22 protein-coding genes and 1 pseudogene are annotated in these 23238 nt (G+C 70.9%); 9 read left to right on the top strand and 14 right to left on the bottom strand.

The window, feature by feature from the left end; all coding sequences use genetic code 11:
- Nucleotides 1–68: 68 nt before the first annotated feature.
- Together ABZZ74_RS10420 and ABZZ74_RS10415 are read right to left on the bottom strand one after the other, a co-directional pair.
- Nucleotides 69–2462, bottom strand: coding sequence for an HAD-IC family P-type ATPase (locus ABZZ74_RS10420; protein ID WP_356763157.1), 2394 nt, complete (start codon nt 2460–2462; stop codon nt 69–71).
- A gap of 121 nt (nt 2463–2583) precedes the next feature.
- Nucleotides 2584–2850: a DUF2530 domain-containing protein gene (locus tag ABZZ74_RS10415; RefSeq protein WP_356763155.1), complete on the bottom strand. Its 267-nt coding sequence runs from the start codon at nt 2848–2850 to the stop codon at nt 2584–2586.
- 111 nt (nt 2851–2961) lie between these two features.
- On the opposite strand from ABZZ74_RS10415, the gene ABZZ74_RS10410 reads away from it, so the two are divergent.
- Entirely contained in the window at nt 2962–4413 is a 1452-nt protein-coding gene (locus ABZZ74_RS10410; RefSeq protein WP_356763153.1) for an NCS2 family permease, read from the top strand.
- Here ABZZ74_RS10410 and ABZZ74_RS10405 read toward each other — a convergent pair.
- Nucleotides 4406–4588, bottom strand: a complete 183-nt coding sequence (locus tag ABZZ74_RS10405; protein WP_240867462.1) for a BrnA antitoxin family protein — start codon at nt 4586–4588, stop codon at nt 4406–4408. The two genes, ABZZ74_RS10410 and ABZZ74_RS10405, sit on opposite strands and share 8 nt — an antisense overlap.
- Before the next feature lie 151 nt (nt 4589–4739).
- Here ABZZ74_RS10405 and ABZZ74_RS10400 point away from each other — a divergent pair, with 151 nt between their 5' ends.
- From ABZZ74_RS10400 to thpR, 3 genes are all read left to right on the top strand, one after another.
- Nucleotides 4740–5177, top strand: a complete 438-nt coding sequence (locus ABZZ74_RS10400) for a MarR family transcriptional regulator (RefSeq protein ID WP_356763151.1) — start codon at nt 4740–4742, stop codon at nt 5175–5177.
- Nucleotides 5178–5276: 99 nt separating this feature from the next.
- Nucleotides 5277–6641 (top strand): MFS transporter, encoded by a 1365-nt coding sequence (locus ABZZ74_RS10395; RefSeq protein ID WP_356763149.1) that lies wholly within the window; start codon nt 5277–5279, stop codon nt 6639–6641.
- Between the two features lie 112 nt (nt 6642–6753).
- Nucleotides 6754–7326: an RNA 2',3'-cyclic phosphodiesterase gene (gene thpR, locus ABZZ74_RS10390; RefSeq protein ID WP_356763147.1), complete on the top strand. Its 573-nt coding sequence runs from the start codon at nt 6754–6756 to the stop codon at nt 7324–7326.
- A 132-nt stretch (nt 7327–7458) separates the two neighbouring features.
- Here the strand turns inward: thpR and ABZZ74_RS10385 are convergent, their stop codons facing one another.
- From ABZZ74_RS10385 to ABZZ74_RS10370, 4 genes and pseudogenes are all read right to left on the bottom strand, one after another.
- Complete coding sequence (locus ABZZ74_RS10385; protein WP_356763145.1) at nt 7459–8451, bottom strand: aldo/keto reductase; 993 nt, start codon at nt 8449–8451, stop codon at nt 7459–7461.
- Nucleotides 8452–8481: 30 nt separating this feature from the next.
- Nucleotides 8482–9135: a 1,4-alpha-glucan branching protein gene (locus ABZZ74_RS10380; protein WP_356763143.1), complete on the bottom strand. Its 654-nt coding sequence runs from the start codon at nt 9133–9135 to the stop codon at nt 8482–8484.
- A 17-nt stretch (nt 9136–9152) separates the two neighbouring features.
- Nucleotides 9153–9651: pseudogene (locus ABZZ74_RS10375) on the bottom strand (Uma2 family endonuclease).
- Between the two features lie 92 nt (nt 9652–9743).
- Nucleotides 9744–10418 (bottom strand): SGNH/GDSL hydrolase family protein, encoded by a 675-nt coding sequence (locus tag ABZZ74_RS10370; protein ID WP_356763141.1) that lies wholly within the window; start codon nt 10416–10418, stop codon nt 9744–9746.
- 118 nt (nt 10419–10536) lie between these two features.
- Here ABZZ74_RS10370 and ABZZ74_RS10365 point away from each other — a divergent pair, with 118 nt between their 5' ends.
- A complete protein-coding gene (locus ABZZ74_RS10365) occupies nt 10537–11511 on the top strand; it encodes a WD40 repeat domain-containing protein (RefSeq protein ID WP_356763139.1) in 975 nt (324 codons plus the stop codon).
- On the opposite strand, the gene ABZZ74_RS10360 is transcribed toward ABZZ74_RS10365, so the two are convergent.
- The 7 genes from ABZZ74_RS10360 to ABZZ74_RS10330 all read right to left on the bottom strand — a co-directional run bounded on the left by ABZZ74_RS10360 (nt 11435) and on the right by ABZZ74_RS10330 (nt 18510).
- Nucleotides 11435–12097 (bottom strand): hypothetical protein, encoded by a 663-nt coding sequence (locus tag ABZZ74_RS10360; protein WP_356763137.1) that lies wholly within the window; start codon nt 12095–12097, stop codon nt 11435–11437. The genes ABZZ74_RS10365 and ABZZ74_RS10360 overlap by 77 nt on opposite strands.
- 112 nt (nt 12098–12209) lie before the next feature.
- Nucleotides 12210–13328: a phosphoserine transaminase gene (serC, locus tag ABZZ74_RS10355; protein WP_356763135.1), complete on the bottom strand. Its 1119-nt coding sequence runs from the start codon at nt 13326–13328 to the stop codon at nt 12210–12212.
- A 106-nt stretch (nt 13329–13434) separates the two neighbouring features.
- Complete coding sequence (locus ABZZ74_RS10350) at nt 13435–14745, bottom strand: cytochrome P450 (protein WP_356763133.1); 1311 nt, start codon at nt 14743–14745, stop codon at nt 13435–13437.
- Nucleotides 14746–14809: 64 nt separating this feature from the next.
- Complete coding sequence (locus ABZZ74_RS10345; protein WP_356763301.1) at nt 14810–15961, bottom strand: cytochrome P450; 1152 nt, start codon at nt 15959–15961, stop codon at nt 14810–14812.
- Between the two features lie 103 nt (nt 15962–16064).
- A complete protein-coding gene (locus tag ABZZ74_RS10340; protein WP_356763131.1) occupies nt 16065–16412 on the bottom strand; it encodes a DUF742 domain-containing protein in 348 nt (115 codons plus the stop codon).
- Nucleotides 16409–16816: a roadblock/LC7 domain-containing protein gene (locus ABZZ74_RS10335; RefSeq protein WP_356763129.1), complete on the bottom strand. Its 408-nt coding sequence runs from the start codon at nt 16814–16816 to the stop codon at nt 16409–16411. The genes ABZZ74_RS10340 and ABZZ74_RS10335 overlap by 4 nt, the downstream gene beginning before the upstream one ends.
- Nucleotides 16813–18510: an ATP-binding protein gene (locus tag ABZZ74_RS10330; RefSeq protein ID WP_356763127.1), complete on the bottom strand. Its 1698-nt coding sequence runs from the start codon at nt 18508–18510 to the stop codon at nt 16813–16815. Before ABZZ74_RS10330 ends, ABZZ74_RS10335 begins: the two co-directional genes overlap by 4 nt.
- A 226-nt stretch (nt 18511–18736) precedes the next feature.
- Here ABZZ74_RS10330 and ABZZ74_RS10325 point away from each other — a divergent pair, with 226 nt between their 5' ends.
- From ABZZ74_RS10325 to ABZZ74_RS10310, 4 genes are all read left to right on the top strand, one after another.
- The gene (locus tag ABZZ74_RS10325) at nt 18737–21658 is read left to right on the top strand and encodes an FAD-binding and (Fe-S)-binding domain-containing protein (protein WP_356763124.1); all 2922 of its coding nucleotides are present in this window, start codon (nt 18737–18739) and stop codon (nt 21656–21658) included.
- Nucleotides 21659–21717: 59 nt separating this feature from the next.
- Nucleotides 21718–21858 (top strand): hypothetical protein, encoded by a 141-nt coding sequence (locus ABZZ74_RS10320; RefSeq protein WP_356763311.1) that lies wholly within the window; start codon nt 21718–21720, stop codon nt 21856–21858.
- A 113-nt stretch (nt 21859–21971) separates the two neighbouring features.
- On the top strand, nt 21972–22904 hold the full coding sequence (locus ABZZ74_RS10315) for an EamA family transporter (protein ID WP_356763122.1): 933 nt from the start codon (nt 21972–21974) through the stop codon (nt 22902–22904).
- Nucleotides 22905–22960: 56 nt separating this feature from the next.
- Nucleotides 22961–23236 carry a hypothetical protein gene (locus tag ABZZ74_RS10310; protein ID WP_356763120.1) on the top strand — a complete coding sequence of 92 codons (276 nt, stop codon included), beginning with the start codon at nt 22961–22963 and terminating at the stop codon, nt 23234–23236.
- Nucleotides 23237–23238 lie beyond the last annotated feature (2 nt).

The raw sequence follows: 23238 nt of genomic DNA, 5'->3' as shown, positions 1-23238 counted from the left end.
CTGCGCGACCAGCCACAGCCGGTCCGCAGGCGAAACGCCACACCGGCGCTCGCGGCCGAAGCCGAGCGCTAAGCGGGAACGCGGCGGTCCACCCACCTCCACAGCACCTCCAGGGTGGCCGCCGCCACCACCGCGATGCCCACCGCGATCCACGGCATCGTCACGCCCACCAGCTTCAGCGCGAAGAAGTGCTGGAGCGAGGGGACGATCAGGACGAACAAGAAGGCCACGCCCATCGCGGCGACCAAGGCCACCCGCCACCAGGTGTAGGGGCGGGCGACGATCGCCAGGACCCACATGGAGATCAGAAAGAGGGTCAGGGTCGCCGCGCTCGTCTCCGCGTCCAACTGGCCCGCACCCGTGTAGTGGTGACGAGCGATCAGGTACGTGACGAAGGTGGCCACCGCAGCCACCGCCCCGCCCGGGATCGAGTACCGCATGACCCTGCGCACGAAGTGCGGTTTCGCGCGCTCCTTGTTGGGGGCCAGGGCGAGGAAGAAGGCCGGGACGCCGATGGTCAGCGTGGACAGCAGGGTCAAGTGGCGGGGAAGGAAGGGATACTCGACCCGCCAGCAGACCACCATGACGGCCAGCAGGACCGAGTAGACCGTCTTCACGAGGAAGAGGGTCGCCACCCGGGTGATGTTGCCGATCACCCTGCGGCCCTCCGCCACCACCGACGGCAGCGTCGCGAAGCTGTTGTTCAACAGGACGATCTGCGCCACCGCCCGGGTGGCCTCCGAGCCCGAGCCCATCGAGACGCCGATGTCCGCGTCCTTCAGGGCCAGTACGTCGTTCACGCCGTCCCCGGTCATCGCGACCGTGTGCCCCCGGGACTTCAGCGCCCCCACCATGTCGCGCTTCTGCTGCGGGGTGACCCGGCCGAAGACCGTGCCGTCGTCCAGCGCCTTCGCCATCTCCTCCTGCTCGGAGGGGAGGCGGCGGGCGTCCACCGTCGTGCCGCTGAGGCCCAGCTTCGCCGCCACCGCGCCCACCGACACCGCGTTGTCACCGGAGATGACCTTGGCGTGCACGTCCTGCTCGGCGAAGTAGCGCAGGGTGTCGGCCGCGTCCGGGCGCAGCCGCTGCTCCAGCACGACCAGGGCGGTGGGGCGGGCACCCCGGGACGGCTCGGCGTCGTCCAGGTCGCGGGAGGAACGGGCCAGCAGCAGGACCCGGAGGCCCTGTTCGTTGAGGCGTTCGGTCTCCAGGAGGGCGGGATCGTCCGCGCCGAGCAGGACGTCCGGTGCCCCCAGCAGCCAGGTGCTGGTCTCGCCGTCGCCCTCGTCGAAGGTGGCGCCGCTGTACTTGCGGGCGGAGGAAAAGGGCAGCGCCTCGGTGCAGCGCCAGTCCTCGACGTCCGGGTAGGCGTCGATGATCGCCTGCAGGGAGGCGTTGGGCCGCGGGTCCGCCTCGCCGAGGGCGCCGAGCACCTTGCGGACGTACGACTCGTCCGCGCCCTGCAGCGGCCTGAGCTCGGTGACGTCCATGCCGCCCTCGGTGAGGGTGCCGGTCTTGTCGAGGCAGACCGTGTCGATGCGGGCGAGGCCCTCGATGGCGGGGAGTTCCTGGACCAGGCACTGTTTTCGGCCAAGGCGGATCACGCCGATCGCGAAGGCCACGGAGGTCAGCAGGACCAGGCCCTCGGGGACCATCGGGACGATGCCGCCGACCGTGCGGGCGATCGAGTCCTTGAGGCCGTGCTGCTTGACGAACAGCTGGCTGATCACCAGGCCGATCGCGGTCGGGATCATCATCCACGTGACGTACTTGAGGATGGTGGAGATGCCGGAGCGCAGTTCGGAGTGGACCAGGGTGAAGCGCGAGGCCTCCTCGGCGAGCTGGGCGGCGTAGGCCTCGCGGCCCACCTTGGTCGCCTGGAACGCGCCACCGCCGGCGACGACGAAACTGCCCGACATGATGCGGTCGCCGGGCCGCTTGACCACCGGGTCGGCCTCACCGGTCAGCAGCGACTCGTCGATCTCCAGCCCGTCGGCCTCGACGCACACCCCGTCCACCACGGCCTTGTCGCCGGGTCCGATCTCGATCAGGTCGTCCAGCACGATCTGCGCCGTGCCGACCTCGGCGGCCACCCCGTCCCGTCGTACCGTCGGCCGGGCCTCCCCGATCACCGCGAGCGAGTCCAGGGTCCGCTTGGCCCGCCACTCCTGGATGATCCCGATCCCGGTGTTGGCGAGGATCACGTACCCGAACAGGCTGTCCTGGAAGGGCGCGACGAACAGCATGATCAGCCAGAGCACACCGATGATCGCGTTGAACCGGGTGAAGACGTTCGCCCGGACGATCTCGCCCATCGACCGGCTGCTGCGCACCGGCACGTCGTTGACCTGCCCGCGCGCCACCCGCTCGGCGACCTCGGCCGCGGTCAGTCCGCGGGTCGCCACCGGTAGGGGTACGGGGTGCACAGGATCGAGTTCGGCGCCCGCGTCGATGTGTGCCATGCGTTCGACGGTACGTGCGGTTTTGGGCCTTCACCCGCCGAGTGACCGAAAGATCCGACCACGGGAGGAGCCGCCTCGTGCGGTGGTTGTACGGCCCGGCCGCCGACCCCTTCCGCAGGGTCTAGTCGGCCGGCCCCGCCTTCGGTGCCGCCGAGCGCTTGATCGCCGCGTCCCGCTTCCTGACGAACCAGACGCCGTACAGCCCGAGGACCCCTCCGGTGAGGCAGGTCCACAGCCACCAGGTGTGCCCGTGGTCGTCGAACCAGCCGTAGAACGGCAGCTGCACCAGGAAGAGGACGAACCAGAGGATCGTGCCGCCGGTGATGGTGGCGACGACGGGGCCCTCCAGGGGCTCCGGCGCCTCGTGCTGCGGGGTCCACTTCGCCATGGGGACAGCTTACGAGGCGATCAGATCTACGCGCGGAGATGGCGTCCCAGTGTTCATATGTTCATACTGAAACCGTTTCCGTCTGTCCGTATCTGCTCGTAGGAACCTCCAGTGTCCAGCACGGCCCCCACCAAGGTCCCCGCCCCCGACCAGCCCGGGGCCCGGCCCGCGTCCGGTGCGCTCGACCGCTACTTCAAGATCTCCGAGCGAGGCAGCACGCTCGCCCGGGAGATCCGTGGCGGCTTCGCCACCTTCTTCGCGATGGCCTACATCATCGTGCTCAACCCGATCATCCTGGGCAGCGCGAAGGACATGTACGGGCACCACCTGGACAACGGCCAGCTGGTGACGGCCACGGCCGTGACGGCGGCGTTCACCACGCTGCTGATGGGCGTCATCGGCAACGTGCCGATCGCGCTCGCGGCCGGCCTCGGTGTGAACTCGGTCGTCGCGCTCCAGCTCGCGCCCCGGATGTCCTGGCCTGACGCGATGGGCATGGTCGTCCTCGCCGGTTTCGTGGTGATGCTGCTCGTCGCCACCGGACTGCGCGAGCGCGTGATGAACGCCGTGCCCTACAGCCTGCGCAAGGCGATCTCCATCGGTATCGGCCTGTTCATCATGCTGATCGGGCTCGTCGACTCCGGTTTCGTCACCCGTATCCCGGACGCCGCCCAGACCACCGTCCCGCTCCAGCTCGGCGCCGACGGTCACCTCAACGGCTGGCCGGTGCTGGTCTTCATCCTCGGCGCACTGCTGACCCTCGCGCTGATCGTCCGCAAGGTCTCCGGCGCGATCCTGATCTCCATCGTCACGATGACCGTCCTCGCGGTGATCATCAACGCGGTCGCGAAGGTCCCGTCCTGGGGCCTGACCACCCCGAAGTGGCCCGGCAACCCGGTCGCCACCCCGGACTTCGGCCTGATCGGCAAGGTCAGCCTCTTCGGCGGTTTCTCCGACGTGGGTGTGCTGACCGGCGTGCTGTTCGTCTTCACCGTGCTGCTGTCGTGCTTCTTCGACGCGATGGGCACGATCATGGGCGTCAGCGACGAGGCCAAGCTGACCAACGCCAAGGGCGAGATGCCCGGCATCAACAAGGTGCTGTTCGTGGACGGCATCGCGGTCGCCGCCGGCGGCGCCAGCTCCTCCTCGGCCACCACCTGCTTCGTGGAGTCCACGGCCGGCGTCGGCGAAGGGGCCCGTACCGGCTTCGCGAACGTCGTCACCGGCGCGCTGTTCGCCGTGGCGCTGTTCCTGACCCCCGTCGCCACCATGGTCCCCTCCCAGGCGGCCACCCCGGCGCTGCTTGCGGTCGGCTTCCTGATCCTCGCCGGATCGGTCAAGGAGATCGACTGGGCCGACTACACGCTCGCGATCCCGGCCTTCGTGACGATGGTGATGATGCCCTTCACCTACTCGATCACCAACGGCATCGGCATGGGCTTCATCACCTTCGCCGTCCTGCGGCTGGCGGCCGGCCGGGGCCGGGAGGTCCCGGTGCCGATGTACGTCGTCGCGGCGGTGTTCGGCTTCTACTACCTGATGCCGGCCCTGGGGCTCACGTGACCCCGTAGAACCTCTCGGTCTCCTCGACGGCGGTCTGGAACCGCTCGTCGAAGTCATCACGAATGAGCGTCCGGACGACATAGTCCTGGACGCTCATTCCCCTTTTGGACGCGTGGTCCCTGAGCCGCTCCAGCAGCTCCCGGTCTATTCGCAGGCTGAGCACTTCTGTCCCCATGGGACGAGGGTCGCTGGCGGGTTCCGTCGAGCGGTCACTTTCCCGCGTCGTCTCACTCGTACGGGTGAAGCTCTCGTTTCAGTGGCCAGGGTCACGGGAATCTGCCTGCGCGCCAGCTTGTTTAGCGAGAGTAATGAGTTACGCTAAAGACATGTCGGACCTCACCCATGGCGACGACGGTGCCGCCGTGAACGCCCTTCGCTCCGCCGTCATGCGGCTGTCCCGTCGGCTCAAGCACCAGCGCGTCGACGAGTCGCTGAGCCCCACCGAGATGTCGGTGCTGGGCACCCTGTCGAACTGCGGCAGTGCCACGCCGGGCGAGCTCGCCCGCAAGGAGCACGTGCAGCCGCCGTCGATGACCCGCATCGTCGCGCTGCTGGAGGCCAAGGGACTGGTCCGGCTGGAGCCGCACCCCGAGGACCGGCGCCAGAAGGTCGTCACCAAGACCGAGCAGGCCGAGGCCATGCTCGCGGAGAGCCGAGCCAAGCGGAACGCGTTCCTGGCGGGCCTCGTCGAGGGCCTGGACGAGGACGAGTGGGCCAAACTGCGCGCCGCCGCCCCCGTGCTGGAGAAGCTCGCACACCTGTAAGCAAGCAGTACGTCGCACGCGAGTGAGCCGGAGGGGAGCGTCGACACCGGCTGGAGCTCCCCGGAGGCGAACGAGCAATGAAAAGAGGAGGCGAACCCTTTGAGTTCGGGACCCGGAGCAGAATCCGCCCCCGCACCGACCACCCCCCACACCTCCCCGCCCGCCCCCGCAGCCCCCCGCAAGTCCTCGATGTTCAGCTCCCTGAGGATCCGTAACTACCGGCTCTTCTTCGCCGGCCAGGTCGTCTCGAACATCGGCACCTGGATGCAGCGCATCGCCCAGGACTGGCTGGTCCTCAGCCTCACCGGCTCCGCGACCGCCGTCGGCGTCACCACCGCCCTGCAGTTCCTGCCGATGCTGCTCTTCGGTCTCTACGGCGGTGTCCTCGTCGACCGGCTGCCCAAGCGCCCCGCGCTGCTGTTCACCCAGTCCGCGATGGCCCTCACCGGCATCGCGCTGGCGCTGCTCACGCTCTCCGGCCATGTCCAGGTCTGGCACGTCTACCTCGCCGCGTTCGCCGTCGGTCTCGCCACGGTCGTCGACAACCCGGCCCGGCAGTCCTTCGTCTCCGAGATGGTCGGCCCGGACCAGCTGCAGAACGCGGTCAGCCTGAACTCCGCCAACTTCCAGTCCGCGCGCCTCGTCGGCCCCGCCGTCGCCGGCGTGATGATCACCGGCGTGGGCACCGGCTGGGCGTTCCTCTTCAACGGGCTGTCGTTCGCCGCGCCGATCGCGGGCCTGCTGCTGATGCGGGCGCGCGAGCTGCACACCGTCCAGCGAGCCCCGCGCGGGAAGGGCCAGCTGCGGGAGGGCCTGCGGTACGTGGCCGGGCGCCCCGACCTGATCTGGACCATCGTCCTGATCGGGTTCATCGGCACCTTCGGCTTCAACTTCCCGGTGTACCTGTCGGCCTTCGCGGACGACGTCTTCCACGCCGGAGCCGGTTCCTACAGCGCCTTCAACACGCTGATGGCGGTCGGCTCCCTGGTCGGCGCCCTGCTCGCGGCCCGGCGCGGCACCGCCCGGATGCGGGTGATGATCGCCGCGGCGGTGGCCTTCGGCGCGCTGGAGCTGGTGGCGGCCGTGGCGCCGTCGCTGTGGCTCTTCGCCCTGATCATGGTGCCGATCGGCATGTTCGGCATGACGGTCAACGTCACCGCCAACACCACGGTACAGATGGGCACCGATCCGGCCATGCGCGGCCGGGTGATGTCGCTCTACATGATGGTGTTCATGGGCGGCACCCCGATCGGCGCGCCCATCGCCGGCTGGATCACCGACACCTACGGCGTCCGGGCGGGTCTTGCGGTCGGCGGCGCGATCGCGGCGGGCGCGGCGCTCGTCGTCGGCCTGGTCCTGGCCCGCGTCGGCAACCTCCGCCTCGCCCTCGGCTGGCACCGGGGCCACCCGGTCGTCCGGTTCGTGCCGCGCGAGGAGCAGGAGCAGCTGGCCCCGGCGGCGTGAGGTGCGGGAGTCGCGCTCCTCCCCGGATGCCGCTCGGTCACGGACAGCCGCGCAGGACAACGATACGTACGGTGACCGGGTCACGCATGGACATGGCGGCGAGACTGGCCCCATGAGACTCTTCGCCGCCGTGCTGCCCCCCGAGAACGTCACAGGTGAACTGGCCGCCGCGGTGGACGAGTTGCGGAAGCTGCCGGGCGGGGAAGGCCTGCGCTGGACCGGGCGGCCGGGGTGGCACTTCACCCTGGCCTTCTACGGCGAGGTCGACGACGACGTCGTGCCGGAACTGTCGGACCGGCTGGAACGGGCGGCCCGGCGGTCGGGGGCCTTCGCGCTGGCGCTGCGGGGTGGCGGGCAGTTCGGGCACGGGCGGGTGCTGTGGGCGGGGGCCGAGGGCCAGACACAGGAGCTGCGGCTGCTGGCGGACCGGGCGGAGGCTGCCGGGCGCAAGGCCGGAGTGGACATGGGGGAGCACCGGCGCTACAAGCCCCATCTGACGGTCGCGCGGGGCCGGGACGCGAGGGACGTACGGCCGTATCTGACGGCCCTGTCGGACTTCACGAGCCGCACCTGGACGGTCTCCGAACTCGTGCTCGTGCGCAGCAACCTGCCGAAGTCCGGGGTGCCGGGCGAGCAGCCCCGTTACGAGGCGGTCGCCCGCTGGGCGCTCGGAGGGGCCGGTTAGGCTCGGATACGTGGACCCGAAGACCCGGAACCGGATCATGGCCGGTGTGCTCGTGCTGTTGTTCGTGGTGGTGGCGTTGGCGGCGGCGCTCCGAAAGTAGTCGAGCCGACCGCCGCCACACCGCCGTGCCGCCTACCAGGCGAAGGCCTCCGGGGAGGGGCCCGGGCCGGGGAAGATCTCGTCGAGGCCGGCCAGCAGTTCCTCGCTCAGCTCCAGCTCGACCGCACGCAGGGCGGACTCCAGCTGCTGCGCCGTGCGCGGGCCGACGATCGGGCCGGTCACCCCGGGGCGGGTGAGCAGCCAGGCGAGAGCAGCCTCACCCGGCTCGACGCCGTGCTTGTCCAGCAGGTCCTCGTACGCCTGGATCTGCGCGCGGATGGTGGTGTTGGCGAGGGAGTCCGCGGCCCGGCCGCTCGCCCGGCGTCCGCCCTCGACCTCCTTCTTGATCACACCGCCCAGCAGACCGCCGTGCAGCGGCGACCAGGGGATCACCCCGAGGCCGTACTCCTGCGCGGCCGGGATGACCTCCATCTCGGCGCGGCGCTCGGCGAGGTTGTAGAGGCACTGCTCGCTGACGAGGCCGATGGTGCCGCCGCGCCGGGCGGCGATCTCGTTGGCCTGGGCGATCTTGTAGCCGGGGAAGTTCGAGGACCCGACGTAGAGGATCTTGCCCTGGGTGACCAGGGTGTCGATCGCCTGCCAGATCTCCTCGAAGGGGGTGGCGCGGTCGACGTGGTGGAACTGGTAGACGTCGATGTAGTCCGTCTGGAGCCGCTTGAGGCTCGCGTCCACCGCCCGCCGGATGTTGACGGCGGAGAGCTTGTCGTGGTTCGGCCACGACTCGCCGTCGGCGGCCATGTTGCCGTACACCTTGGTGGCGAGGACGACCTTGTCGCGCCGCTCACCGCCCTTGGCGAACCAGTTGCCGATGATCGATTCGGTACGGCCCTTGTTCTCGCCCCAGCCGTACACGTTCGCCGTGTCGAAGAAGTTGATGCCGGCGTCCAGCGCCGCGTCCATGATCGCGTGGCTGTCGGCCTCGTCCGTCTGCGGTCCGAAGTTCATCGTGCCGAGGACGAGTCGGCTGACCTTGAGTCCCGTGCGTCCGAGCTGCGTGTACTTCATGACCACCTAGCCAACGGCGTGGAGTGCGCTCTAGGCAAGGGGCTTCTGGGAGACCGGCTTCAGGAACGCGAACACGGCTCGGGCGCGGGTGCCGTCCGGGGACTGCCAGGCGCCGATGACATGACCGGTGGCTCCCTCGGGGGCGGTGTCCGGGGCGGCGGGACGCAGGACCCGGCGGAGGTGGAGGGCTTCGCCGAGGATGGTGCCGTCCTGGTCGTCGGTGACGGTGACGGGCCAGTCGGGGGAGGGGAGGCCGGCGCCCGTGAAGGAGCGGGTGACCTCGTGGTCGGGGGTGTCGGTGACGCTCTGGGCCTGGGCCTGGACGTGGCCCTCGATCAGCGCGAGGAGCTGGGCGTACAGCACCGGGTCGTGACAGCCGTCGTAGGCCCAGCGGGGGCCCAGGACGCCGTGCTCCATGGTGCCGACGAGGGCGCCCTCGGCGCCGGGGAGAGGGGCGCCGCGGTAGGTGAGGGGCACGTGGTAGGCGGTCGGCTCGGGGCCGGAGCTGTCGACGACCACCATGAACTCGATCCCGACCTCACCCTCCGGATCGTCCAGCCGGAACCCGCCGGCCTTGCTCAGCTCCGGAGTCCCGTTTCCCACATACCACGGCCGGGTCGGCAGCCAGGCGGTGAGCAGTTCCAGCTTGGTGGGCTTGACGGTGGTGTTGTGGATGATCGCCATGGACCGGATTCTGTCAGTCAGTCGCGGGGGAACTCATCCGTTTTCAGGGTGAGGCCGAGGTCCGTGAGGGTGAGGTCGACGTCCCCTCCGAAGCTGACGGTCGTCTCCGTCATGTAGTCGCCGTCCTTGGGCTGGGTGAACAAGTGGCACTTGCCCTGGTAGGGGTCGGCGATGAGGTAGACGGGGACGTCGGCGACGGCGTAGGCGGCCTTCTTGGACCCGTAGTCGTTGTGCGCCGTGCCCTTCGAGATGACGTCGGCCACGAACTCGACGTCCTTAGTAGTCGATCCGGACATCGGACTTCACGCGCCTGCGCGGGTACTTGGTGCGCAGTTGCTCGACGATGTCCAAGATGATCTCCCAGTGCGTGTCCCGCTGCGGCGTCATGAAGACGACCCCCTCGACGATCTCGACCTTGTAGCCCTCGGGGGTCCGCTCAAGCGACTCGAACAACGTGTCCAAGGTCAGCTCGCCGCTGTGGTCGGCCATCTCGATCCTGTCTTCAAGGACGGTCATCGTGGCGCTCCTCCCCGGCTGCCCCACGGACAGGTACAGCCGCGCGGTCCAACGATACGCACGGTCACCAGGGCACGCGGAGGGGAAGACGACTACGTCGCGTAGGGCTCCCCCATGTCCCACGCCTGGTGCATGGCGTCCGCGAAGGCCGCCGCGATCTTGTGTTCGCCGCTCGCGTTCGGGTGGGTGCCGTCGTAGGTGTCGAGGTGGATGTCGTACGAGGGCGGGGGCGAGACCAGGAGGAGGGGGGAGCGGGGTTCGTCCAGGTCCGCGAGGGTCTTGGCCAGCAGCTCGTTGAAGAGGGTCACCTGAGCCGCGAACGGCTCGTCGGCGGTCGCGCGGATGTTCGGGATCACCGGCAGGACGGCCATCCGGACCCGGGGCCTGGCCGACCTCGCCTCCTCGACGAAGGCCCGTACGTTGTCCGCCGTCTGCTCCGCGTTCGTGTAGAAGCCCAGGTCGATCAGGCCGAGCGACACCAGCAGCACATCCGCCCGGTGCGTGCGGACCGCCTCGCCGATCAGCGGAGCCATGTGCACCCAGCCCTCGCCCCAGCCGGCCAGGTGGGCGCGCGGGAAGTCGGGGTCCGCGTACTCGTACGACGTCGGCGCGTCCGTCGCCTTGTCGTGCAGCGTCTCGCGCGGACCGACCAGGGCGAACGAGTCGCCGTACGTCTCGCGCAGGTGCTGCCACAAGCGGTACCGCCAGGTGTGTTCGCCCGCGCTCCCGATCGTCATGGAGTCGCCGACCGGCATGAACCTAAGCATCCGCTCATGATGGACGATCAGGGCGGGATCAAGCGGACGGTCGGGGTGTGAGGCCCACCACGGTGGGCGCGAGGGGCGTGCCCGGTGAACCGGCCCCTGGGATGGCAGGCTTGGGGACATGCGCCGACCGTTCGCTCTTCTCGCCGGGGTCCTGCTCGTGGGCGTCTTCGCCGTGCCCGCCTCCGCCGCCGACGGCAAGGGGGACAAGGGGTTCACCATCACGGACCCGCGCATCAAGGAGTCCAGCGGGCTCGCCGCCTCCCATCTCCACCCCGGGATCTACTGGACCCACAACGACAGCAGCGACGGGCCGTACATCTACGCCGTCGACAGCGCGACCGGCAAGACCGTCGCCAGGATCACCCTCAGCGGTGTCGGCCGGCCGCGTGACGTCGAGGCCATCTCCATCGGGCCGAACAACGAGATCTACGTCGGCGACATCGGGGACAACCTCGGCGGCAAATGGCCGTACGTGTGGATCTACCGGCTGCCCGAGCCGAAGAAGCTCGTCGACCAGACGATCAAGGCCACGCAGTACGTGGTGAAGTACTCGGACGGGGCGCGCAACGCCGAGTCGCTGGTCGTCGACCCGAAGACCGGCCGCGCGTACATCATCGACAAGAACGAGAACGGCGGACATCTCTACGAAGGCCCGGCCAAGCTCTCCTCCTCGGGCAGCAACATCTTCCGGCCCGTCGCCCCCGTCGACCTCTGGGCCACCGACGCGGCCATCTCCCCGAACGGCAGACAGCTCGCCGTGCGCGGCTACTTCGGCGGGATCTACTACGCCTGGAACGGCGGGAAGATCAAGCGCGAGGGCCGGCTGGACGTGCCGTTGCAGGGTCAGGGCGAGTCCGTCAGCTACTCCCCGGACGGCACCAAGCTCCTGTACGGCAGCGAGGGCGAGGACAGCCCCGTGCAGGCCGAGGACGTACCGGGCGACGACTCCAAGTCACCGGCTGCGGGCGGGAGTTCGGACGCCTCCGGGTCGAGCGGCGGGGGCCTCGGCGGCAACGTCAAGATCGGCGCGCTGGCGGTGGTGGTCGCGGCGGCGGCCGTGTTCGGGATCCGGCGGCTGGGCCGGCGTCGCTAGGACGCGCGGGGTTCCGACGAGCGGGCCGCGCCGCCCTCTCACGGCGGCCTGAGCAAGGGGCGCCCGGTCCAGTCACCGGGCGCCCGCGACGGCGTTTCCAACGGTCAGTTCCGCACCGGCCTGAGCCCGTGGAGGCGGCGTGGTTTGGGGGGTCGAGGAGGCTGACGCCGTTGTAGGCGCGGCCTTGGATGAAGAAGACGGGGGCGGACACGAACGAGACGGCGATCGCGACGATGCTGACGGGGAACAGGGTCGGCAGCGACTGGCCTTCGGGCAGTGTCTTGCCGCCCTCGTGGACGGCGTAGGCGAAGGCCGCGAAGAAGACGATCACGCTGATCGCGAACAGGACGAGCAGAATGGTGCGGGTCCTGAGGGTGCGGGCCTCGGTGCGGACCTCGGCGAGCAGCGACGCGTCGCAGACGGGGCAGGTGAGCTCGACGGACTGCTTGCCCGACTGCGGGCGGCGTACCCGGAAGATGCTGTCCTTCCAGGTGATGTGTCGGGTGCGGACGAGGAAGCCCGTGACCTTGTCGCTGAGGATGTGGCGCACGGCGACCTGGACGGTGCCCGGTATCGGTCTGTTCATGCCCCGGCCGTACCCAACAGCGAGGGCCCTGTCACCGACAGGGCCCTGCAACAAGCTGCGCACCTAAGGGAGTTGACCAGGGAGTTACAGCTTCTCGATCACAGCTTCTCGATCACAGCTTTTCGATCACGTAGTCGACGCACTTCGTGAGGGCCTCGACGTCCGACGGGTCGATCGCCGGGAACATCGCGACGCGCAGCTGGTTGCGGCCCAGCTTGCGGTAGGGCTCGGTGTCGACGATGCCGTTGGCGCGCAGCACCTTGGCGACGGCGGCCGCGTCGATCTCGTCCGCGAAGTCGATCGTGCCGATGACCTGGGAGCGCTTGGCCGGGTCGGCGACGAACGGGGTCGCGAACTTCACGTCCTCCGCCCAGCCGTACAGCGTGCGCGCGGACGTGGCCGTGCGGCGCACCGCCCAGTCCAGACCGCCCTGGCCGTTGATCCACTCCAGCTGCTGGTTGAGCAGGAAGAGAGTCGCGAGCGCCGGGGTGTTGTACGTCTGGTTCTTGCGGGAGTTGTCGATCGCCGTCGGCAGGCTGAAGAACTCCGGGACGTGACGGCCGGAGGCGTGGATCCGCTCGGCGCGCTCGATCGCGGCCGGGGAGAAGACGCCGATCCACAGGCCGCCGTCGGAGGCGAAGGACTTCTGCGGGGCGAAGTAGTAGACGTCCGTCTCGCTGACGTCCACCGGCAGGCCGCCGGCGCCGGAGGTGGCGTCGACCAGGACCAGGGCGCCCTCGTCGGCGCCGGCCACGCGCTGGATCGGCATGGCGACACCGGTGGAGGTCTCGTTGTGCGTGAAGGCGTAGACGTCGACGCCCGCCTCGGCGACCGGCTCCGGGTGCGTGCCCGGGTCGCTGCTGATCACGGTCGGCTCGGCCAGCCACGGGGCCAGCTTGGACGCCTTGGCGAACTTCGAGCTGAACTCGCCGAAGGTGAGGTGCTGGGACTTGTTCTCGATCAGTCCGTGGGTCGCGATGTCCCAGAACGCCGTCGAGCCGCCGTTGCCGAGGACGACCTCGTAGCCGTCCGGGAGCGAGAACAGCTGGGAGATCCCCTCGCGCACCTTGCCGACCAGGTTCTTCACCGGAGCCTGGCGGTGGGAGGTGCCGAGGAGGGAGGTACCGGTGGCGGCCAGCGCGTCCAGCGCGTCCGTCCGCACCTTGGAGGGGCCCGCGCCGAATCGACCGTCGGCGGGCTTGATGTCAGCGGGAATCTGGATCTCAGCCACGAGCCGGAGGGTATCTCTTCGGCGAAACCGGACGGAAACGTGTCCGTTCGATGAGACGGGTTCTCCGGCCCGTGGACTTGTCGGAATGCACCACCTTCTTGCAGATCTACGAGGTCAGGCGGACCGGCAGGGCGAACAGGTCGTTCTGGGTCACCACCGGCTTGTGGCGGAGTTCGGCGGGCGGGACCGCCAGGTCCAGGTCCGGGAAGCGGCTGTACAGGGCCGGGAGGGCCACGTCGGCCTCGAGGCGGGAGAGGGCGGCGCCCGGGCAGACGTGGGGACCGTGGCCGAAGGAGATGTGGCGGTTGGCGGAGGCGCGGGTGATGTCGAACTCGCCCGCCGTCGGGCCGTGCGCCTGCTCGTCGCGGCCGATGGCGGCGTACGACACGATCAGCGCGTCGCCCGCGGGCAGCACCCGGTCGCCGATCCGAACGTCCTCGGTCGCGAAGCGGATCAGGACGTGGGAGGTGGGGGTGGAGTGGCGCAGGGTCTCCTCGATCACCTGCGACCAGTCGGCCTCCCCGGACAGCACCAGGGATCGCTGGTCCGGGTGGAGTGACAGGTTGAGCACCGCGTTGACGATGAGGGAGATCGTCGTCTCGTGGCCCGCCGCGACCATCAGCTGCAGCGTGGAGACGATCTCCTCGTCGGTGAGGTGGTCGCCGTTCTCGGAGGCCAGGATCAGGGCGGAGGTGAGGTCGTCGCCGGGCTCGGCGCGCTTGGCGGCGACGGTGGCCGCCATGATGCCCGCGAGTTCGGTGAGGGTGGCGATGACCTCCTCGGGCGGGGTCTGTGTCGAGAAGAACTTCTCGAACAGCTCCTTCAGGCGGGGCAACCGGGTCTCGTCGATGCCCATGAGGTCGGCGATGACGTACATGGGCAGGGGGTAGGCGAAGGCCGCCTTCAGGTCGACGACGTCAGCCGTGCGGCCGTTGCGGAGGTCGTCGGGGTGGTCGCCGCTGTGGTCACCGCTGTGGTCGCCGCGCAGGTCGGCGTCGAGGCCGTCCAGGAGGCTTTCGGTCAGCTCGGTGATCCGGTCGCGCATCTCCTCCACCCGGCGCGGGGTGAGCGCCTGGGCCACCAGGGTGCGCATACGGCGGTGGTCGGCGCCGTCCACGGTGAGCATGGAGCGGCCGGGGTTGGCGAGGCCGATCAGCGGCCAGTCCGGGGGGATCTCGCCCCGCTGCCAGGCACCCCAGACGGTGATGTCCTTCACCAGACGCGGGTCGGTGAGCAGCTGCTTGGCCTCGGCGTGGTGGGTGACCGCCCAGACCGGGACGCCGCCGGGGAGTTCCACGGCGGCCAGCGGTCCCGCCGCGCGGAGCCTCGCGCTCTCCTCGTCGAGGTTGCCGACGAAGGGGTCCAGCGCGATGCGGGTCTCTTGCGTACGGCTGCCTTCGATACCGGTCGTCGTCATGCGGGTGCCTCCCAGGGCGGTCGCGGGGGTGCGGATGTGCCGGGGCGTGGGTGTGCGCGGCGCGTCAGAGCACGGGTACGGGGGTGAAGTGGACCGGCAGGCCCGTCAGGCCGCGTAGCCAGGGTGAGGGGCGGCGGGTGAGGGACCGGGGTGGGACGGCCAGGTCGATGTCGGGCAGGCGGTCCAGTACGACCTCGATGGCCGTGCGTGCGATGACCTCGGCGACCTCCTGCGCCGGGAACGGGCAGCGGTGCTCGCCGTGTCCGAAGGAGAAGTGCGCGCCGTTGCCGCCGGTGAGTTCGGAGCCGTCGGTGCGGACCTGCGGGTCGGAGTTGGCGCCCTGCAGACCGAGCACCAGCAGATCCCCGGCCCGGATGCGGCGGCCGCCGAGCAGGGTGTCCCGCGAGGCCCAGCGGCCGGCCACGTTCTGCGTGGGTGCGTCCTCCCACAGCACCTCGTTCATGGCGTCGGCGACGCTGTTGCGGCCGCCGAACAGGGAGGCCGCGAACCGGTCGTCGGTCAGCATCAGCCGCAGGGAGTTGCCGATCCAGTCGGCGGTCGGCTGATGGCCCGCCGCCATCATCACCATGAGGTCCTGGATGATCTCCTCGTCGGTGAATCCGCCGCGGTCGGCGAGCATCCGTGACACGACGTCGTCGGCGGGCGCGGCCCGTCGCTGGGCCACCAACCGGGCCATGGACGTGGCCAGATGGGTCTGCCCGGCGATCGCCCGCTCCCGGCCGTCGATCATGTCGTTGAGCGCGGCCACCAGGCCCGGTCCCTGCTCGTCCGGGAAGCCGAAGAGCCGGGCCAGGACCCGCACCGGGAGCAGCATGGCGTACTCGGCGACGAGGTCCGCCCGGCCCTTGGAGCACAGGGCGTCGATCAGCTGGTCGGCGAACCTCTCGGCGTAACCGCGTAGTTCGGCGGGGTCGGCGGACTCCAGGGCGTTGCTGATCATCGCGGCGCGTTCGCGGTGGCGTTCGCCGACGGTGTAGAGGATCGACGGCTGCCTGCGGCCGATCATCGGGAGCAGGGGCCAGTCGTCGGGGATGCGGTCCCACTGGTTCCACAGGCCGGAGTCGCGGCTGAACAGCACGGGGTCGCCGGTGACCTGGTGGAGCTCGCGGTATCCGAGCACCAGCCATGCCGGTACGTCGCCGTCCAGCAGGACCGGGGTCACGGCGCCGTGCTCGCGGCGCATCCGCCGGTACAGCTCGGCCGGTTCGGTCTGGAATCCGGAGCCGGTGAGGGGGACGGGGGGTAGGGGGACGGGAGGGGGATTGGGGGTGGTTGTCGGGGTGGGGGTGGTGCGGGGGTCAGAGGTTGCGGAGTCCAAGGAGTACCTGTTCCAGGACGTCGGGGTCGATGACCGCGGCCTTGTTCGGGTGGCGGGCCCTGACGTGGCCCGCCGCGAGGAGGTCGGACAGCAGGATCTTGGTGATGCTCACCGGGAGTTTCATCTTGGCGGCCAACTCCACCAGGGGGGTGGGGCGTTGGGTGATCTGCAGGATCCGTGCGTGCTCCGACTGCATGCCGGGGGCCGGGGCGGACTCGGCGATGACGAGGGTCACCAGGTCGAAGGGGCTGTCCGGAGCGGAGTGGGCGCGGCCTCCGGTGAGGGTGTACAGGCGGTCGGGTGAGTCGTCCCTGCCGGGGCGGCTCATGAGGTCCGGGGCCGCGCGGACAGGTGTTCGCCCAGCTGCTCCACGAGTTCGCTCATGTTGTGGCCGACCAGGCCCGCGTCCGCGTCCTCGGCGGTGATCACGGCCAGGTGAGCGCCGTCGCCCGCCTCCACGATGAACAGGACGCCGCCGTAGAACTCCGTCATCGCCGAGCGCACGCCTCCGCTGCCGTCGCCGAACTCCATGGAGGCGCCGTGCGACAGGGACTGGATGCCGGCGGCGATCGCCGCGAGCTGGTCGGCCTGGTCGACGGTCAGTTCCGGTGTGCGGCACAGCTTCAGGCCGTCCCGTGACAGGACGAGGGCGTGCCGCGCGCCGGGGGTGCGCTCCAGTAGGGCCTCGATGAGCCAGGTGAGCTTCTCGTCGGCGGTGCTCGTGCCGGTCATGAGGTGGGGGAGCCTTTCGCGTCTGAGGGCTGGTCGTGCGGGTGCGGGTGCGTTGGGGTTTCTCGCGCAGTTCCCCGCGCCCCTGGGGTGTGTCGTGGGTCGGGGTCGTGGCGGTACGGCGAGCCCGCCGCCGACGGATTTGACGCCTGCGGGTCCGGTTCGGGGAGTCCAGGACGCGTAAGCGGCGGGCTGCGCCGCACCGCCACGACCCGCTCCTGCGCGTCTGCGGCCGCGGGTTCGTCGTCGGTGCCGCCTTGGTCGGAGAGGGAGCCTCGGACGGCTCGGCGGAAGCGGGCGGCCCGGGTCAGCGGGTCGTCCAGGGGGACGGGGGCGGCGGGGTCCGGTGCGGTGGTACGTGCGCTGTTGCGTTCGGCCTTGGCCAGTGCCTGGCCTCGGCGGCGTCTTGGGAGGCCGTCGGGGAAGGTGGTGTCCCGGGTGCGGGTGGGGGTGGGGTCCGGTTCGGTGGTGGGCTGGTGGGGTTCGCTGGTGGATGGCCACGGCTTTCCGTCCGCCGGCATCCCCGGGTGGGGCTGGGGGCTGGTCCCGGTGGGCTCCGTGAGGTTGTTCGGGGGTGCGTGGAGGATGTCCTGGGGGACGAGCAGGAGGACGCCTGTGCCGCCGCGGGCGGAGGGGCGGTAGGAGATCTTGAGGCCGTGCTTGCGGGACAGGCGGCCCACCACCGCGAGGCCCAGGCGGGTGCCCGAGAGGCCGCCGAGGCCCTCCGTGTCGCCGGAGACCGCCTTTTCGGCTCGGCGTAACTGCACCTCGCTCATGACCAGGCCGCTGTCCTCGATGGACACGATGACGCCGGCCGGGACCTCCTCGACGTAGACGTGCACCTCGGCGGTCGGCGGGGAGAAATTGGCCGCGTTGTCGAGGAGTTCGGCGAGCGCGTGCATCACGCCCTCGGCGGCGTGTCCGGCGACCGCGGCCCCGCTGGCGGAGTGCACGCGCACGCGTTGGTAGCCGCTGATCCGGCCCATCGCGCCGCGCAGGATCGACTCCATGGCGATCGGGCGGGCCCAGCGGCGGCCGGAGCGGGCGCCCGCCAGGACCGCGACGGAGTCGGCGAGCCGGCCCGCCTGGGCGGTGCGGTGGTCGAGGTGGAGCAGGTCGGCGAGGACGTCCTCGTCGGAGTGGCGTTCCTCCATGGCACGGAGGTCGGCGAGCGTGCTTGTGGCCAGGGCCTGCATCCGGCTCGCCGCGTTGGCGGTGGCCGCGAGGGCGGTGGCCCGGTCGTGCTCGGCCCGGCGCGCCTGTTCGGCCAGGTGTTCGTTCTCGGCGGCCAGGCGAGCGCGGTCGTGGGTGAACTCCGCGGCCAGTCGGGCCCGTTCCTTGGCGATGTCGGCGGCCACCCGGGCTCGTTCACGGGTGAGTTCCTCGGTGAGCCGTACCCGCTCCTGGTCGAACTCCGCGCTCTGCCGGATCCGGTCCTGCAGCAGGCGTCCGGTGTCCGCGGTGAGGGCCTCCAGCCGGCGCCGGGTCAAGCGGGTCGTCTGGACCGCGTGGGCGGCCACGGCCACGGCCACGACGAGCAGGACCGCGCCCGCGCCCGCGCCGACGGCGACCGGGACACGCTCGGACTCCCGTACGCGGGCGACCGCGCCGGCCACCGCGAGCGCGGCCAGCAGGGCGGTGAGCAGCGGGGCGGGTGCGACACGGCGCAGGGTGGGGCGCTCGGTGGGGGCGGTCATGTATCGGGTCCTCGGTCGGGGTGCTCGGTCGTTCCGGTCGTGCTGGTCGTGCCGGTCGTTCCGGTCGTGTCCCTGGGCGAGTAGCGACACCAGATGCTCAACTGGCGGTCACTATATGGGAGTTCGTGATCGAATTGGGAAGGTTCTGGAGGCGTTCACGGATTCCGCCGAAGTCCGGGTGGACAGGGTCGTCGTGACTGTCAGTGGTGGGATGCATGCTGGGTGCATGACGGATCTCGAGGCGGGGCTGCGCGCGGCCGTCCGGGGTGAGGTCGGCTTCGACGTCACGTCCCGGGCGCTGGTCACCATGGACGCGTCCAACTACCGGCGCGTGCCGCTCGGGGTGGTGGCTCCCCGGGATGCCGAGGACGTGGCGGCGGTGCTGGCGGTGTGCCGGGAGCACGGGGTGCCGGTGGTGGCGCGCGGCGGGGGCACGTCGATCGCCGGACAGGCGACGGGCGTCGGTGTGGTGCTGGACTTCACCCGGCACATGAACCGGCTGGTGTCGATCGATCCCGAGGCGCGTACGGCCGTCGTGCAGCCGGGGCTCGTGCTGGACCGGCTGCAGGAGGCCGCCGGCGCGTACGGGCTGCGCTTCGGGCCGGATCCGTCGACGCACAGCCGGTGCACGCTCGGCGGGATGATCGGGAACAACTCCTGCGGCTCGCACTCGGTGGCCTGGGGGACGACGGCGGACAGTGTGCGGGAGTTGGATGTGGTCACCGCGCGCGGGGCGCGGCTGACGCTCGGGGGCGGGTGGGCGGGTGCTCCGGAGGGGCTTCGGGCGCTGGTGGAGGGGGAGTTGGCGCTGTTGCGGACCGGTTTTCCGGAGCTGCCCCGCCGTATCTCCGGCTATGCGCTGGACGCCCTGCTGCCCGAGAAGGGCGCCGACGTCGCCCGCTCGTTCTGCGGCAGCGAGGGCACCCTGGGGGTGCTCACGGAGGCGGTCGTACGGCTGGTCGAGGCACCCCGCGCGCGTGCGCTCGCCGTGCTGGCGTACGGGGACGAGAGCGCGGCGGCCGAGGCGGCGGCGGGCCTGTTGCCGTACGGGCCGCTCACGGTGGAGGGGATGGCGGCCGATCTGGTGCCTGCCTCGGCCGGTCTGCCCAGGGGCGGCGCCTGGCTGTTCGTCGAGACGGGCGGGGAGTCGGAGGCGGAGGCACGCGCGCGTGCCGAGGCGATCGTGCGGGCCGCCGACGTCGTGGACTCGCTGGTCGTCACCGAGCCGGCAGGGCAGCGGGCGCTGTGGCGGATCCGGGAGGACGCGAGCGGTACGGCCACGCGGATGCCGGACGGCAGCGAGGCCTGGCCCGGGTGGGAGGACTGCGCGGTGCCGCCCGCGCGACTGGGCGCTTATCTGCGGGACTTCCGTTCTCTGCTGTCCTCCCATGGGTTGCGCGGCACCCCGTACGGTCACTTCGGCGACGGCTGCATCCACGTTCGCATCGACTTCGACCTGCTCACCGAGACGGGCGTCGGCCGCTTCCGGCGCTTCTCGGAGGAACTGGCCGACCTGGTGGTGGCACACGGCGGTTCGCTGTCCGGGGAGCACGGCGACGGGCTGGCGCGGGCCGAACTGCTGCCGAGGATGTACGGGTCTGATCTGGTCGCCCTCTTCGAGCGCGCGAAGGGTGTCTGGGACCCGGACGACCTGCTCAACCCCGGCGTCCTGGTCCGTCCCGCGCCCCTGGACGCCGACCTCCGCTTCTCCGTCCTGCCCCGCGAGCCGGTCGACGTGGCCTTCGGCTACCCGGCGGACGGCGGCGACTTCTCGGCGGCGGTACGGCGCTGCGTCGGGGTCGCCAAGTGCCGTACGACCGCTGCGGCCGGCGCGTCCGTGATGTGCCCGTCCTTCCGGGCGACCGGCGAGGAGGAGCACTCCACACGCGGGCGTGCCCGGCTGCTGCACGAGATGCTCGCCGGTGAACTGGTCACCGACGGCTGGCGGTCCACGGAGGTCCGGGACGCGCTGGACCTGTGCCTGTCCTGCAAGGGCTGCCGCTCCGACTGCCCGGTCGAGGTCGACATGGCCACGTACAAGGCGGAGTTCCTCCATCACCACTACGAGGGCCGGCGCCGCCCGGCCGCGCACTACAGCATGGGGTGGCTGCCGTTGTGGCTGCGCTGGGTGACGCGGACAAGGGTGGCGTGGCTGGTCAACTCCCTGGCTGCCGTACGGCCGCTCGCGGCCCTGGCCAAGCGGCTGGGCGGGATCGCGCCCGAGCGGGAGCTGCCCCGGGTCGCGTCGGAGACGTTCACCCGGTGGTACGGACGCCGGGCCAGGGCGCGGGTGCGGCGCATGATCCGGGAGGTGGGGTTGGAGTACGAGGAGGAGTCTTCGGGCAAGCCCGTGCTGCTGTGGCCCGACACCTTCACCGAGCACCTTTCGCCGGACGTGGGGAAGGCCGCCGTGCGGGTCCTGGAGGCGGCCGGGCTGACGCCGGTGCCGATCCCGAGGATGCCGAGAAACGTCAGGGAGACGGTGGACGAGGACGGCGCCACGTCCTACACCCTCGCCTTCCGGCCGGTCCGCCGCGAGCGCCCCTGCTGTGGGCTGACGTACCTCACCACCGGCCAACTCGACCTCGCCCGTGAGGTGTTGCGTCGCACGCTCGACATGCTCGACCCCTTTCTCCCGCTGGAGCCCGAGGACCGGGCGCCCTTCGTCGTCCTGGAACCCAGCTGCGCCGCGGCCCTGCGCACCGATCTGCCCGAGCTGCTGCACGACGACCCGCGCGCCGCCCGTCTCGCCGCCTCGGTGCTGACCTTCGCGGAGGCGCTGGAGAAGTACGCCCCCGACTGGACCCCACCCCGGCTCGACCGACCGGTCACCGGCCAGACCCACTGCCACCAGCACGCGGTCCTCGGCGACGGCCCCGACCGTCGGCTGCGCGCGGCGGCGGGCCTCACCGGCGAACTGACCGGCGGCTGCTGCGGTCTCGCCGGCAACTTCGGCTTCGAGAAGGGGCACTTCGAGGTGTCGTCGGCCTGTGCGGAGGAGCAGTTGCTGCCCGCGGTGCGCCAGGCACCCGAGGAGGCGGTGGTCCTCGCGGACGGCTTCTCCTGCCGCACCCAGCTGGAGCAGCTGGCAGGAGTACGGGGCCGGCATCTGGCAGAGGTGCTGGCGGAGGCGCTCGGCGACGAGTGACCGCGGGGCGGCGACCGGGGCCGCGGCTCATGGCTGACTGCCAGGTTTCATAAGCCCGCGTGATCGGCATCGGCGCCGGGGAGATCTCCACCGGCCGGATGCCCCTCGGCCAGCTCCTCGCCTTCGCCGCCTTCCTCGGCTACCTCTACCCGCCGGTCCGCGGCCTCCCCCAGTACCCCCAGCACACCCAGTGGTTCTGAGTCCACCATGCGGGACAGTTGCAAAACGGGTTCACGCGCCTGACCGAGTCTATTACCGTAGACCTTGCAGTGCAGCACGCTGAACGAACCCGAGCCGATCACCTGGACCGCCCGTGACCACGCCCAGCACGACGACTTCCGCGCCGACGACGTCCGCCTCCGCGGCCCCGCGCGGCCGGGGTTCGCTCGGCCCGATCGGCCTGGTGCTGTCGGGCGGCATCTCCGTGCAGTTCGGCGCGGCGCTGGCGGTGAACCTGATGCCGAGGGCGGGCGCGCTGGGTGTGGTGACCCTCCGCCTGCTCGCCGCAGCCGTGGTCCTGCTGCTGGTCTGCCGTCCCCGGCTGCGCGGTCATTCGCGCACCGACTGGGGCACGGTGCTCGCCTTCGGTGTCACCCTGGGCGCCATGAACGGCTTGTTCTACCAGGCCGTCGACCGCATCCCGCTCGGCGCGGCGGTCACCCTGGAGGTCCTCGGCCCGCTCGCCCTCTCCGTCCTCGCCTCCCGCCGCCTGATCAACGCCGTGTGGGCCGCGCTCGCCCTCGCGGGCGTGTTTCTGCTCGGCGGCGGCGACTTCGGCGCCCTCGACCCGATGGGCGTCGCCTTCGCGCTGGGCGCGGGGGCCATGTGGGCGGCGTACATCGTCTTCAGCGCCCGCACGGGCCGCCGCTTCCCGCAGGCGGACGGGCTGGCGCTGGCGATGGGTGTGGGGGCGCTGTTGATGCTGCCGCTGGGGATCGCCGAGTCGGGTACGAAGCTGGCGGACCCGGTGACGATCGCGCTGGGCTCCGCGGTGGCGATCATGTCGTCGGTCCTGCCCTACACCCTGGAGCTCCTGGCCCTGCGCCGCCTGCCCGCGCCCACCTTCGCGATCCTGATGAGCCTGGAGCCGGCCCTCGCGGCGACGGCCGGTTTCCTCATCCTGGGCCAGACCCTGAGCCCCGTCCAGGCGGCGGCGATCGCCCTGGTCATCGGCGCGAGCATGGGGGCGGTGCGGACGCAGGTGGGGCGGAGGAAGACGTCCCTGCCGGAGGCGGCGGTCTCCTGACCTCACTCCAGCCGAACCGGCCGGCGGCGGCTCAGTCGGCGGCGGGTTCCGCGGGGATGGCCGCGACCGCCGCTGCGGTCATCTGCCGTGCGGTGGTCACGAGGCTGGCGATCGGCTGGATGTACGCGCCCAGGGGCGTGCCCCTGGGCGTGGCGGCCCTCGTCGCACCGCTCGCCTGGCCGGGTCCCGCCGGCTCGCTCATCCTGTGCGCGGCCGCCGCGGCGCTGGTGGGCGATGCCGTCATCGGGGTCGCCACCCGGAAATGGACGATGATCGCGGGGGCCTCGCTCCTGACCGCGATCCACGCTGCGACGGCGGCCGCCACCGCGTGAGC

The sequence above is a fragment of the Streptomyces sp. NPDC006476 genome (genome assembly GCF_040612015.1).
Taxonomy (GTDB): Bacteria; Actinomycetota; Actinomycetes; order Streptomycetales; family Streptomycetaceae; genus Streptomyces; species Streptomyces griseorubiginosus_B.
Note: the sequence above shows the minus strand (reverse complement) of the source record. Positions and strands in the feature narration are given on the sequence as shown.